The sequence below is a fragment of the Streptomyces sp. NPDC058619 genome (assembly GCF_042717785.1).
Classification (GTDB): domain Bacteria; phylum Actinomycetota; class Actinomycetes; order Streptomycetales; family Streptomycetaceae; genus Streptomyces.
This window is the reverse complement of the sequence record NZ_JBHXQN010000001.1, coordinates 239150-251962: the sequence shown is the minus strand read 5'-3', so window position 1 is coordinate 251962 and position 12813 is coordinate 239150. Positions and strand designations below refer to the sequence as shown.

General features: G+C 68.7%; 15 protein-coding genes. All 15 read left to right on the top strand.

Translation table 11 applies throughout. From position 1 onward, the window contains the following. Position 1 precedes the first annotated feature (1 nt). The 15 genes from ACFWTC_RS01225 (at position 2) to rpsQ (ending at position 12697) form a co-directional block, all read left to right on the top strand. Positions 2 to 886: a glycosyltransferase family 2 protein gene (locus ACFWTC_RS01225; RefSeq protein WP_383917714.1), complete on the top strand. Its 885-nt coding sequence runs from the start codon at positions 2 to 4 to the stop codon at positions 884 to 886. 25 nt (positions 887 to 911) lie between these two features. Next, positions 912 to 2210 (top strand): lipopolysaccharide biosynthesis protein, encoded by a 1299-nt coding sequence (locus ACFWTC_RS01220; RefSeq protein ID WP_383917711.1) that lies wholly within the window; start codon positions 912 to 914, stop codon positions 2208 to 2210. A 6-nt stretch (positions 2211 to 2216) separates the two neighbouring features. Next, positions 2217 to 4037: a phospholipid carrier-dependent glycosyltransferase gene (locus ACFWTC_RS01215; protein WP_383917708.1), complete on the top strand. Its 1821-nt coding sequence runs from the start codon at positions 2217 to 2219 to the stop codon at positions 4035 to 4037. Positions 4038 to 4246: 209 nt separating this feature from the next. Further along, a complete protein-coding gene (locus ACFWTC_RS01210; RefSeq protein ID WP_384025888.1) occupies positions 4247 to 6898 on the top strand; it encodes an N-acetylmuramoyl-L-alanine amidase in 2652 nt (883 codons plus the stop codon). 519 nt (positions 6899 to 7417) lie between these two features. Further along, a complete protein-coding gene (gene rpsJ, locus ACFWTC_RS01205) occupies positions 7418 to 7726 on the top strand; it encodes a 30S ribosomal protein S10 (RefSeq protein ID WP_003948644.1) in 309 nt (102 codons plus the stop codon). Between the two features lie 14 nt (positions 7727 to 7740). Further along, entirely contained in the window at positions 7741 to 8385 is a 645-nt protein-coding gene (gene rplC, locus ACFWTC_RS01200) for a 50S ribosomal protein L3 (RefSeq protein ID WP_215015311.1), read from the top strand. A gap of 4 nt (positions 8386 to 8389) precedes the next feature. Beyond that, positions 8390 to 9040, top strand: a complete 651-nt coding sequence (rplD, locus tag ACFWTC_RS01195) for a 50S ribosomal protein L4 (protein WP_267724792.1) — start codon at positions 8390 to 8392, stop codon at positions 9038 to 9040. After that, positions 9040 to 9363 carry a 50S ribosomal protein L23 gene (gene rplW / locus ACFWTC_RS01190; protein ID WP_383917702.1) on the top strand — a complete coding sequence of 108 codons (324 nt, stop codon included), beginning with the start codon at positions 9040 to 9042 and terminating at the stop codon, positions 9361 to 9363. The genes rplD and rplW overlap by 1 nt, the downstream gene beginning before the upstream one ends. Before the next feature lie 40 nt (positions 9364 to 9403). Further along, positions 9404 to 10240, top strand: a complete 837-nt coding sequence (rplB, locus tag ACFWTC_RS01185; protein WP_030388860.1) for a 50S ribosomal protein L2 — start codon at positions 9404 to 9406, stop codon at positions 10238 to 10240. A gap of 12 nt (positions 10241 to 10252) precedes the next feature. After that, the gene (rpsS, locus tag ACFWTC_RS01180) at positions 10253 to 10534 is read left to right on the top strand and encodes a 30S ribosomal protein S19 (protein ID WP_008739713.1); all 282 of its coding nucleotides are present in this window, start codon (positions 10253 to 10255) and stop codon (positions 10532 to 10534) included. Between the two features lie 43 nt (positions 10535 to 10577). Further along, positions 10578 to 10925: a 50S ribosomal protein L22 gene (rplV, locus tag ACFWTC_RS01175; RefSeq protein WP_267725087.1), complete on the top strand. Its 348-nt coding sequence runs from the start codon at positions 10578 to 10580 to the stop codon at positions 10923 to 10925. Beyond that, the gene (gene rpsC, locus ACFWTC_RS01170) at positions 10925 to 11767 is read left to right on the top strand and encodes a 30S ribosomal protein S3 (RefSeq protein WP_008739710.1); all 843 of its coding nucleotides are present in this window, start codon (positions 10925 to 10927) and stop codon (positions 11765 to 11767) included. Before rplV ends, rpsC begins: the two co-directional genes overlap by 1 nt. A gap of 5 nt (positions 11768 to 11772) precedes the next feature. Further along, a complete protein-coding gene (rplP, locus tag ACFWTC_RS01165; protein WP_030026326.1) occupies positions 11773 to 12192 on the top strand; it encodes a 50S ribosomal protein L16 in 420 nt (139 codons plus the stop codon). Then, complete coding sequence (gene rpmC / locus ACFWTC_RS01160) at positions 12192 to 12416, top strand: 50S ribosomal protein L29 (RefSeq protein ID WP_073912892.1); 225 nt, start codon at positions 12192 to 12194, stop codon at positions 12414 to 12416. Before rplP ends, rpmC begins: the two co-directional genes overlap by 1 nt. Continuing rightward, positions 12416 to 12697, top strand: a complete 282-nt coding sequence (gene rpsQ, locus ACFWTC_RS01155) for a 30S ribosomal protein S17 (protein ID WP_030008467.1) — start codon at positions 12416 to 12418, stop codon at positions 12695 to 12697. Before rpmC ends, rpsQ begins: the two co-directional genes overlap by 1 nt. The last annotated feature ends 116 nt before the right edge of the window (positions 12698 to 12813 follow it).

The window sequence follows — 12813 nt, the reverse complement described above, 5'->3', positions numbered from 1 at the left end:
GATGTCGCGTTTCGAGATCCTGTTGCCGTACTACGGCGATGTCGCGCTCATGCAGGACGCGGTCCGCAGCGTCCTGGCCCAGAGCGGCGGCGACTGGCGGCTCACCGTCGTCGACGACGGTCGCGAGCCGGGGGTCCCCGAGTGGTTCGAGGCCCTCGCGGACCCGCGGGTCCGCTACCTGCGCAACGAGCGCAACCTCGGGGTGACGGGCAACTTCAACCGCTGCGTCGATCTGGCCGAGTACGAGTACCTGGTACTCATGGGCTGCGACGACCTCATGCACCCGGACTACCTCCGGGTGGTGCGGGAGGCGGTCGAGCGGGAGCCCGCCGCGGCGATGGTCCAGCCGGGCGTCCAGGTGATAGGTACCGACGGCCTGCCGTTCGACACCCTCGTCGACCGGACCAAGCGCAAGCTGTACGCCCCCAAGGGACCGGGCCGCGCCCTGCTCGGCGGCGAGGAACTGGCCGCCAGCCTGCTGCGCGGCAACTGGCTGTACTTCCCGTCGATCTGCTGGCGCACCGAAGCGGTCAAGCGGTTCGGCTTCCGTGCCGACCTCGGCGTGATCCAGGACCTGGCCCTCGTCGTGGACCTGCTGGTGGCGGGGGAGACCCTCGCCACCACTCCGGAGGTCTGCTTCAGCTACCGGCGACACGCGGCGAGCGAGTCCTCCGCCAAGGCCTACACGGGTCACCGGTTCGAGGAGGCCAAGCGCTTCTTCGTGGAGACCGCCGACCGCCTGGACCGACACGGCTGGCCGCGCGCGGCCAAGGTCTCCCGACTGCACCTCTCCTCCCGGCTGCACGCGCTCACCCTGCTGCCCGGCGCCGTGAAGAACGCGGGCCGCCCCGGTGTCAGCGCCATGCTCCGCCACGCCACGCGCTGAGCGTGCGGCCGTCGAAAGCTCCCTGATGAACCCGATCGTGAAACTGCTCAAGGCCCTGCCCCCCGGGACCACCATGGTCGCGGGGGGCACCGCCGTGTTGGGCGCCGCCTCCTACATCCACCTCGCGGTGGCCGGCCACAGCCTCTCCAAGCCCGACATGGCCGGTGTCTCCGTCCTGTGGACCGTGGTCATGTCCGTGGGGATCGGCCTCTTCTTCCCGATCGAGCAGGAGCTCACCCGGATCGTCGCCGCCCGCGCGGTGCGCGGCGAGGGCGCCGCACCGGTGCTCCGGAAGGCCGGACTGCTGACCGCGGGGATCATCGCCGCGGTGCTCGGCGCGCTGTTCGCCTTCGCCCGGCCCCTCGCGGACCGGCTGTTCCACGGTGACCTCCAGCTGGTCACCGTGCTCGCCGGCGCCTTCCTCGGGATGGCCATGTGCTATCTCACCCGGGGCATCCTGGCCGGGACCGGCCGCTTCACCGCGTACGGCACCCAGCTCGCGGTCGACGGCGGCCTGCGGATCGCGCTGGCCTTCGCCTGCGCCGCCGCCGGGCTGCACTCGGCCCTCGCCTTCAGCCTGATCCTCGTCGTGGCGCCGCTCGTCGCTCTGCTGGTGACGCTGCCCCCGACCCTGCGGGCGGCACGGAGCGGCGGCACGATCCGCACCAGCGACCTCGTCCGCGACCTAGGGCCCCTGATCGCCTCCACCCTGCTGTCCCAGGTCGTGGTCAACGCGGCGGTGATGAGCACCCAGCTGCTCGAGCCGACCCGCACCGCGCTGATCTCGGCCCTGCTCAGCGCCCTGGTACTGGCCCGGGTTCCGTTGTTCGTCTTCGGCTCGCTCCAGGCCTCGCTGCTCTCCGGCCTGTCCACGGTGGTGGCCGGCGGCGACCAGGCGGGCTTCGCCCGGATGGTCCGCAAGGCCGGTCTGGTGGTACTCGGACTCGGTGCCGTCGGCGGTGTACCCGCCGTGCTGATCGGGCCCTGGCTGATCGAAATCCTGTTCGGCGCCGCGCCCGGACAGCTCGGCCACATCGACTTCCTCTGGTTCGCCGCCGGCACCACCTGCTACATGCTGGCGATGGTGCTCGGCCAGGCCCAGATGGTGCTGCACAAGCACCGTGCGCAACTGGCCTGCTGGGTGTTCGGCACCGCGGTGCTGCTCGCCATCACCCTGCTCCCCGGCGACATCTCGGTGCGGGTCGGCCTCGCCTACGCGACCGGCTCGCTCGCCACCGCCGCCTCGATGCTGCTGACCCTGCGCGGCGCCGTGCCACGCCGCACCGCCACGCCGGTACCCAATGGCCATCTCACGGAAGTCTGACCTGTCATGACGCGACCGGCCCCCATGCCCCCCGCCGAGTTGGAGAGCGACCGGCCCGCCGGGGACCCCCCGGCGGACAGCCGCACCCGTCCGGGGTGGTGGTACGCCTGGTGGGTGATGCCGTCGGCGCTCGTCGTGGGGTACGTGCTCCACGTGCTGTTCCGGCTGTCGCTGGTCACCGAGCAGGACTACCCGACCGTCAGCCCGGACGAGTCGATGTACCTGGTGATGGCCAGGATCATGGCGGGCCTGCCGACGACCGAGATCCCGAACGACCAGGTCATCCCCGGCGGATACTCCCTGCTGATCTCGCCCGCCCTGCGGATCACCCAGGAGCCGGTGTACGCCTACCACCTGATCATGGGGATCAACGCCCTGATCAGCTGCCTGGTGCTGCCGCTGGCGTACTGGGCGCTGCGCCGGCTGAACGTCTCCCGCGCCGTCTCGTACGTCGTCGCAACCGCCGTGGTCCTGCTGCCCCCGGTGGTCTTCTACTCGCAGTTCGCGATGGCCGACACCTCGCTGGCCGCCCTTGTGCTGCTGTGGCTGATCGGCATGCACGGGCTGTTCTCCGAGGGCGGCCGGCGCCGCCGGATCTGGTTCGGCCTGATGGCCGCCGCCGCCGCGGGCGGCTGCCTGCTCACCCACGACCGCGGCGGCGTGATCATCGCGCTGACCGCTCTGGTGCTGCTGGTGGCGCTGGTCCTCAACTGGGCACCCCGCATCGCCGGCGCGCTGGCCCTGGGCGTGCTGGCCGTGATGTTCGCCGGCAAGCAGATGATGACCGCCTGGCTGATGTCCCGGATCGACGGCGCCCAGCCGAGCGAGGTCGGCAACGCCGTCCTGGAGACGCTGGAGAACACGCGGCTGATGCGCCGCACGCTCATGCGGACGATCGGCCACATCTGGTACTTCGCGACCAGCACCTGGGGCCTGGGCGCGCTGGCGCTGGTCGTCTGCGTGTGCGTGGTGTTCAGGTCGCGCTCCACCCGGGCCGACCGCGTGGTGGCCTTCCTGATGGTCGCGCTGTTGGGCGGCATCGCCCTGGCCGCGGCCGCCGGCCTGCCCAACGACCACAGGATCGACACCATCGTCTACGCCCGCTACCTGTCCCCGCTGGTCGCGGTGTACGTGCTGGTGGCGGCGGCGGTGCTGTACCACGTACGGGGCTGGAAGAAGATCGCCGGACTGGGCGCCGCCGCCGTCGGCGTGACCCTGGCGCTCACGGCGGTGCTGCTCCACATGGCCGGCCGGGAGTTCGGCGAGTCCTGGTTCATCATCTGGGGCCTGCCCGACGCGACCTTCCTCTCCAGCCGCTGGTCGGGGGACTGGGACAGCTTCCACGCCCTGCGCACCACCGCGGTGGCCCTGATCGTGTTCGCGGTCCTCCTGTCGCTGCGGCTGCTGGGCGGCAGCCGCCGCATCGCGCTCGCCACCGGGGCCGCGGGAGTGGCGCTCGCGGTCTTCGCCGGCTGGGGGAGCGTCGTCATCACCGAACGGGTCACCGAGCCCGGCACCCGCTGGCGCCACAGCGACGGCACCGGGTTCTTCGAGGAGTCCGGCATCCGGCCCGACGACCGTCTGGTGATGGACCAGGCCTTCCGCTGGGAGACGAGGGTCACGCTGGCCTTCGAGATGCTCGACGGCCGGGTCTGGACCCGTTCCCTGATCAACAACGACGCTCCGCCGCCGGAGGCGGACGTCGCCGTGCTCCACCTCTTCGACCCGAAGGCCCCCGCCACCGACAGCTGGCGCAACGCGCCGCCGGGCTGGCACATCGACCGGGAGGTCCGCGAGCACCAGTACGTCGTCTGGCGTCGCGGCTGAGCGAGGGCGCGGAGCGGCGGGAGCGTGAGGGCACGCACCCGCCGCTCCCGTGCGTCACCAGGGGCAAATCCGGCCAAAGGCGGTGCTCCCGCCGCCCACCGCCGTCGGCGCCCGGGGCTGCCCGGCCGGCCGGGAATCCGTACCAGTAACATCCGGCGAACCAGGGCTGTCACCTGGTGAGTTCGCATCACAGGGGTTGGGGAAACAACTTGAGACTAGGTCGCGCGCGCGGTACGGCTCTGGCCGTCGCGCTCGGTGTCGTGGCGGTACTCGGTGTCCAGGGCGCGGCCAACGGATTCGGCACGGACTCTCTGGACGAGAACGGCGCGCAGCGCTACAGCGCGCCCGCCAAGGTGAAGGGCCCCGTCGAGGGCAAGGTCCACAAGCTCGCGCTGAAGCCGAAGGGGCCCGGCAAGGCCGTCCTCTCGCAGCAGGACACCCAGCCCTTCGGTCTCCTGGGGGTTTCCTGGAACGATCCCGCGGCCGACGTGAAGGACGGGGCCATCGAGGCCCGTACCCGCAGCGTGAAGACCGGCAAGTGGTCGGCGTGGGTCACTCTGGAGCAGGCCGAGGCGACCCTCGACGGCAAGCGTCCGGGGCTGCGCGGCGCCACGGAGCCCGTCTGGGTCGGCCTGTCGGACGCGGCCGAGGTCCGGGTGGGCGCAAACGCCGGCGGCACCGCGCTCCCCGCCGGGCTCGCGCTGAACCTGGTGGACCCGGGCTCCGCGGGTCCCGCCAAGAAGAAGGACGACCTGAAGGCGCAACCGGCGGCCTTCGCCGCCCCGGCAGTGGACCCGGTCCCGGGGGATCCCGTCCCGCCGACGCCGGCCCAGCCCCCGACGGTCCCCGGACCGACCTCGACCGCGCCCAAGCCCGAGGTCGTCTCGCGGGTCGCTTGGGGAGCGGACGAGACTCTGAACGACGAGGGTCCGACCTACCTCCCCGGGGGCACGGTCAAGGCGGTCTTCGTCCACCACACCGCGGCCACCGCGCCGTACGAGTGCAGCGAGTCCGCGGCCATCGTCCGTGGTCTGCACGAGTACCACGTGAAGGTCCAGGAGTGGCGCGACCTCGGCTACAACTTCCTGGTCGACAAGTGCGGCACGGTCTTCGAAGGCCGTCAAGGCGGCGTCGACCAGCCCGTGATGGGCGCGCACTCCTACGGCTGGAACGCGGAGTCGACGGGCGTCTCCGTCCTCGGTGACTACACGAACGCCGGGGCATCGGCCGCGGCGCTCGAAGCCGTCTCCCAGGTCGCCGCCTACAAGTTGGGCCAGTACGACGGCGACATGAGCGGCACGACGACGCTGGTCGCGGGTGCCACGCAGAAGAACTTCCACGACACGAACTTCACCGCCGGACAGCCCTACGAGTTCAAGACCCTCTCGGGCCACCGCGACGGCTTCAACACCCAGTGCCCCGGCAACGCGCTCTACCCCCAGCTGGACGCGCTGCGCAACACGGGTCCCGCGGCCCGGCTGAAGGTCTCCTCGGTGAACGGGGACCCGGTCCGGCCGGACTCCTCCTTCCAGACCCCCGGTCCCGTCTCCGTAGGCTTCCAGACCAGCACGGCGAGCGCCCTGGTGCGCACGTTCGAGCTGCTGGTGGACGACAAGCCGGTCGCCACGGCCACGGGTACCGCCCGCACGGCGTCGACGACGCTGGCCGTCGGCAGCCACCAGCTCCAGGTCCGGGCGACCGCCACGAACGGCAAGGTGTCCACGAGCCTCCCGGTCACCGTCGTGGCGGAGGTCAAGGCGATCACGTTCGTCCCGGTCGCCCCGCAACGCCTGATGGACACCCGTGAGGGTCTGGGCGTGCCACGGGCCAAGGTCGTCGGCGGTACCGCGGTCAGCCTCCCGGTGGCGGGCGCCGGCGGCATACCCGCGACCGGCGTCACGGCGGTGGTGCTGAACGTGACGGCGACGAATCCGACCGCGACCAGCTTCGTGTCGGTGTTCCCCAGCGGTACGGACCGCTCCGGGGCGTCGAACCTGAACTTCACGGCGGGCCAGACGATCCCGAACCTCGTGGTCGTCCCCGTGGTGGACGGGAAGGTCAGCTTCTACAACCACTCGGGCACCGTCGACCTCATCGCCGACATCACCGGCTACTTCACGTCGAGCGGTGGGGGCGCCACGCAGACCAACTACGGTCCGACGCGCCTGATGGACACCCGTGAGGGCCTGGGTGTGCCGCGGGCCAAGGTCGCCGGCGGAACCGCGGTCACCCTCGGCATCCCGGTCGCGGGGGCCAAGGCGGTCGTGCTGAACGTGACGGCGACGAACCCGACCGCGAACAGCTTCGTGTCGGTCTATCCGGGTGGGGGCGTGGACCGCCCCGCCGCTTCGAACCTGAACTTCACGGCGGGCCAGACGATCCCCAACCTGGTGATCGTCCCCGTGGTGGACGGGAAGGTCAGCTTCTACAACCACTCGGGCACCGTCGACCTCATCGCCGACATCACCGGCTACTTCTCGGACAGCGCCACCGGCTCGACCCACACCAACCTGGGGCCGAAGCGCCTCATGGACACCCGTGAGGGCCTCGGCGTCCTCCAGGCCAAGGTCGCCGGCGGCACCGAGGTCGTCCTCCAGGTCGCGGGCGTCGACGGGATCCCGGAGACCGGCGTCACGGCGGTGGTGCTGAACGTGACGGCGACGAACCCGACCGCGAACAGCTTCGTGTCGGTGTTCCCCAGCGGTATGAGCCGCCCCGGGGCTTCGAACCTGAACTTCACGGCGGGCCGGACGATTCCGAACCTGGTGATCGTCCCGGTCGTGGACGGGAAGGTCGGCTTCTACAACCACTCGGGCACCGTCGACCTCATCGCCGACATCACGGGCTACTTCGGCAAGTGAGGTAAGCGGTCGTCGACGCACGTGGGAGGCCCCGCACCGGACACCCGTCCGGTGCGGGGCCTCCCGGCGTGGTGCCCACGCCGCTTCTGTTTGACCACGCAGCGTGGCGGGGTATTCTCTTCGGCCCGATTGGCGCAGTACGTGCCTCGTATGGCAGACTACTCAAGTTGCTCGGCTGAGTGCCGATGCTGCGCGCCTCCCGCCGGGAGGACCGGAAGCGAGTCCCACAGTACTCGTCGTCCTTAATCTGCCTCTCGGGGCAGCAATGAGGACGGACGTACGGGAATCTTCTGGGAAGTGTCAGCACGGTGCACACCAGGCGCTCGGTGGGTGTTTCTCCCCCGCAACGCGGTCTCAGGGACCGCACCCCCTTGGAGAGGGAATTTCCGTATGGGAATTTTCTGTAGAGGGTGTGCGACACGCCCGACCGCGTGGGTCGGAGGAAAGACCGCGGGAACCATCCCGCAGCCGATCGAGTGCCAGAGCGTTTCCACATAGAGACAGGACTACGGAGTAGCCATGGCGGGACAGAAGATCCGCATCCGGCTCAAGGCCTACGACCACGAGGTCATCGATTCCTCGGCGAAGAAGATCGTCGAGACGGTGACGCGCACTGGTGCGTCGGTCGCGGGCCCGGTGCCGCTGCCCACTGAGAAGAACGTGTACTGCGTCATCAAGTCGCCGCACAAGTACAAGGACTCGCGCGAGCACTTCGAGATGCGCACGCACAAGCGCCTGATCGACATCCTCGACCCGACCCCCAAGACCGTTGACTCGCTGATGCGCCTGGACCTTCCGGCCGGCGTTGACATCGAGATCAAGCTCTGAGAGGCGTCGAGAAGATGGCAAAGCAGATCAAGGGCGTCCTGGGCGAGAAGCTCGGCATGACCCAGGTCTGGGACGAGAACAACCGTGTCGTCCCGGTCACCGTGGTCAAGGCCGGACCCTGCGTCGTTACCCAGGTCCGTAAGAACGACATCGACGGCTACGAGTCGGTCCAGATCGCCTTCGGCGAGATCGACCCGCGCAAGGTGAACAAGCCCCTCAAGGGCCACTTCGCCAAGGCCGACGTGACCCCCCGCCGCCACCTGGTGGAGCTCCGCACCTCCGACGCCAGCGAGTACACGCTCGGCCAGGAGATCACCGCCGCTGTGTTCGAGTCGGGCGTCAAGGTTGACGTCACGGGCAACAGCAAGGGCAAGGGCTTCGCCGGTGTCATGAAGCGTCACAACTTCAAGGGCCTCGGCGCCGGTCACGGTGTCCAGCGCAAGCACCGCTCCCCCGGTTCGATCGGTGGCTGCGCCACCCCTGGGCGTGTCTTCAAGGGCATGCGCATGGCCGGTCGTATGGGCAACGAGCGCGTCACCACCCAGAACCTGACCATCCACGCGGTTGACGCGGAGAAGGGTCTGCTCCTCATCAAGGGCGCGGTCCCCGGTCCGAACGGCGGCCTCGTCCTGGTCCGTACCGCGGCCAAGGGGGCTTGAGGTAATGAGCACCATTGACATCCTTTCGCCGGCAGGCGACAAGGCCGGTACCGTCGAGCTCCCCTCGGAGATCTTCGACGCGAAGACCAGCGTTCCGCTGATCCACCAGGTCGTTGTCGCCCAGCTGGCAGCTGCCCGTCAGGGCACGCACAAGACCAAGCGTCGTGGCGAAGTCCGTGGTGGTGGCCGCAAGCCGTACCGCCAGAAGGGCACCGGCCGCGCGCGCCAGGGTTCGACCCGAGCCCCGCAGTTCGTCGGCGGTGGCGTCGTCCACGGCCCGCAGCCGCGTGACTACTCCCAGCGGACCCCGAAGAAGATGAAGGCCGCCGCCCTCCGCGGTGCCCTCTCGGACCGTGCGCGTCACTCCCGCATCCACGTCGTCACCGGCGTGGTCGAGGGTTCCGCTTCCACGAAGGCCGCCAAGACGCTGTTCGGCAAGATCTCGGAGCGCAAGAACCTGCTCCTGGTCGTCGAGCGCGCCGACGAGGCCGCGTGGCTGTCCGCCCGCAACCTGCCCCAGGTTCACATCCTGGAGCCGGGCCAGCTGAACACGTACGACGTGATCGTCTCTGACGACGTGGTCTTCACTCAGGCCGCTTTCGAGTCCTTCGTGTCTGGCCCCAAGGCCGATGAGACCGAAGGGAGCGACGCCTGATGTCTGAGGCGACCGTTACCAGCAAGACCTTCACTGACCCGCGCGACCTGCTGATCAAGCCGGTTGTCTCGGAGAAGAGCTACGCGCTGCTGGACGAGAACAAGTACACGTTCATCGTCGCGCCCGGCTCCAACAAGACTCAGATCAAGCAGGCCGTCGAGGCGGTCTTCGGGGTCAAGGTCACCGGGGTCAACACGATCAACCGTCAGGGTAAGCGCAAGCGCACCAAGACCGGTTTCGGCAAGCGCGCTGACACCAAGCGCGCCATCGTGACCCTCGCTGAGGGCGACCGAATCGACATCTTCGGCGGCCAGGGCTCCTAACGGAGTCCTGAGTCGTCCGGAATCGGACGAGGACTGAGAAATGGGTATCCGCAAGTACAAGCCGACGACCCCGGGCCGTCGTGGCTCCAGCGTCGCCGACTTTGTCGAGATCACGCGGTCCACGCCGGAGAAGTCGCTGGTCCGCCCCCTGCACAGCAAGGGCGGCCGTAACAACACCGGTCGGATCACGGTTCGACACCAGGGTGGCGGCCACAAGCGCGCCTACCGCGTGATCGACTTCCGTCGTCACGACAAGGACGGCGTGCCGGCCAAGGTCGCGCACATCGAGTACGACCCCAACCGCACCGCGCGCATCGCGCTGCTGCACTACGCCGACGGCGAGAAGCGCTACATCATCGCGCCGCGCGGCCTGCAGCAGGGTGACCGGATTGAGAACGGCCCCACGGCCGACATCAAGCCGGGCAACAACCTGGCGCTGCGCAACATCCCGGTCGGTACGACCATCCACGCCATCGAGCTGCGTCCCGGTGGCGGCGCGAAGTTCGCCCGCTCCGCCGGTGCGTCCGTGCAGCTGCTCGCGAAGGAGGGCGTCATGGCCCACCTCCGCATGCCGTCCGGCGAGATCCGTCTCGTCGACGCCCGCTGCCGCGCCACGGTCGGCGAGGTCGGCAACGCCGAGCAGTCGAACATCAACTGGGGCAAGGCCGGCCGCATGCGCTGGAAGGGCGTTCGCCCGTCCGTCCGCGGTGTCGCGATGAACCCGGTCGACCACCCGCACGGTGGTGGTGAGGGTAAGACCAGTGGTGGTCGCCACCCGGTCTCCCCGTGGGGTCAGAAGGAGGGTCGTACTCGCTCGCCGAAGAAGGCTTCGAGCAAGTACATCGTCCGCCGCCGCAAGACGAACAAGAAGCGCTAGGAGCGGGTTTAGATGCCGCGCAGTCTCAAGAAGGGGCCCTTCGTCGACGACCACCTCGTAAAGAAGGTGGACGTCCAGAACGAAGCCGGCACCAAGAACGTCATCAAGACCTGGTCCCGTCGCTCGATGATCATCCCCAGCATGCTGGGTCACACCATCGCGGTGCACAACGGCAAGACCCACGTCCCGGTGTTCGTCACCGAGTCGATGGTCGGCCACAAGCTCGGCGAGTTCTCGCCGACTCGCACCTTCCGCGGCCACGTCAAGGACGACCGGAAGTCGAAGCGCCGCTAAAGGCGGGGTGGTTACGACTATGACTTACACCGAAGGGACAACCATGGAAGCCAGGGCCCAGGCGCGGTACATCCGCGTCACGCCCATGAAGGCCCGCCGAGTGGTGGACCTTATCCGTGGCATGGATGCCACGGAGGCTCAGGCGGTCCTGCGTTTCGCCCCGCAGGCCGCGAGCGTGCCGGTTGGCAAGGTGCTGGACAGCGCCATTGCCAATGCCGCACACAACTACAACCACCCGGACGCTTCTTCGCTGGTCATCAGCGAGGCGTTCGTGGACGAGGGCCCGACCCTGAAGCGGTTCCGTCCGCGTGCGCAGGGCCGTGCCTACCGGATCCGCAAGCGGACCAGCCACATCACCGTGGTCGTCAGCAGCAAGGAAGGTTCCCGGTAATGGGCCAGAAGGTAAACCCGCACGGGTTCCGGCTCGGCATCACCACCGACTTCAAGTCGCGTTGGTACGCCGACAAGCTGTACAAGGACTACGTCAAGGAAGACGTCGCCATCCGTCGGATGATGACGTCCGGCATGGAGCGCGCCGGCATCTCGAAGGTTGAGATCGAGCGCACCCGTGACCGCGTGCGTGTGGACATCCACACCGCTCGTCCGGGCATCGTCATCGGCCGCCGTGGCGCCGAGGCCGACCGCATCCGCGGTGACCTCGAGAAGCTCACGGGCAAGCAGGTCCAGCTGAACATCCTCGAGGTCAAGAACCCCGAGCTCGACGCTCAGCTGGTTGCCCAGGCCGTTGCCGAGCAGCTTTCCTCCCGCGTCTCCTTCCGTCGTGCCATGCGCAAGAGCATGCAGGGCACGATGAAGGCCGGCGCCAAGGGCATCAAGATCCAGTGTGGCGGCCGTCTCGGCGGCGCCGAGATGTCCCGCTCCGAGTTCTACCGCGAGGGTCGTGTGCCGCTGCACACGCTGCGCGCGAACGTGGACTACGGCTTCTTCGAGGCCAAGACCACCTTCGGCCGTATCGGTGTGAAGGTCTGGATCTACAAGGGCGACGTCAAGAACATCGCCGAGGTTCGCGCCGAGAACGCTGCGGCCCGTGCGGGTAACCGCCCGGCCCGTGGCGCGCAGGGCGCTGGCGACCGTCCCGCCGGCCGTGGTGGCCGTGGTGGCGAGCGCGGCGGCCGTGGTGGCCGCAAGCCGCAGCAGGCTGCTGGTGCCGAGGCCCCCAAGGCCGACGCTCCCGCCGCCGCTCCGGCCGAGAGCACCGGAACGGAGGCCTGACCGACATGCTGATCCCTCGTAGGGTCAAGCACCGCAAGCAGCACCACCCGAAGCGCCGCGGTATGGCCAAGGGCGGTACTGAGGTCTCGTTCGGCGAGTACGGCATCCAGGCGCTGACCCCGGCGTACGTGACGAACCGCCAGATCGAGGCGGCTCGTATCGCGATGACCCGCCACATCAAGCGTGGCGGCAAGGTCTGGATCAACATCTACCCGGACCGCCCGCTGACCAAGAAGCCTGCCGAGACCCGCATGGGTTCCGGTAAGGGTTCTCCCGAGTGGTGGATCGCGAACGTGCACCCGGGCCGGGTCATGTTCGAGCTGTCCTACCCGAACGAGAAGATTGCTCGTGAGGCGCTTACCCGCGCTGCTCACAAGCTTCCGATGAAGTGCCGGATTGTTCGGCGCGAGGCAGGTGAGTCGTGATGGCGACGGGAACCAAGGCGTCCGAGCTGCGTGAGCTCGGCAACGAGGAGCTCGTTGGCAAGCTGCGCGAGGCCAAGGAGGAGCTGTTCAAGCTCCGCTTCCAGGCGGCCACGGGTCAGCTGGAGAACAACGGCCGGCTCAGGTCCGTCCGTAAGGACATCGCTCGCATCTACACCCTGATGCACGAGCGTGAGCTCGGTATCGAGACGGTGGAGAGCGCCTGATGAGCGAGAACAACGTGACTGAGAAGACCGAACGCGGTTTCCGCAAGACCCGTGAGGGTCTGGTCGTCAGCGACAAGATGGACAAGACCGTCGTCGTCGCCGTCGAGGACCGCGTGAAGCACGCCCTGTACGGCAAGGTCATCCGCCGTACGAACAAGCTCAAGGCGCACGACGAGCAGAACGCTGCCGGCGTCGGCGACCGCGTCCTCATCATGGAGACGCGTCCGCTGTCGGCGAGCAAGCGCTGGCGCATCGTCGAGATCCTCGAGAAGGCCAAGTAATTATCTGAGGCCCTGGACAAAAAGTTCAGGGGCCCCTCAGGTTCGTTCCGCCAGGCTCGGTGGGGGCTGTAGCTCCTCGGAGTGAAGCCCCCGCCGGGAACCGGCAGACAAACAGG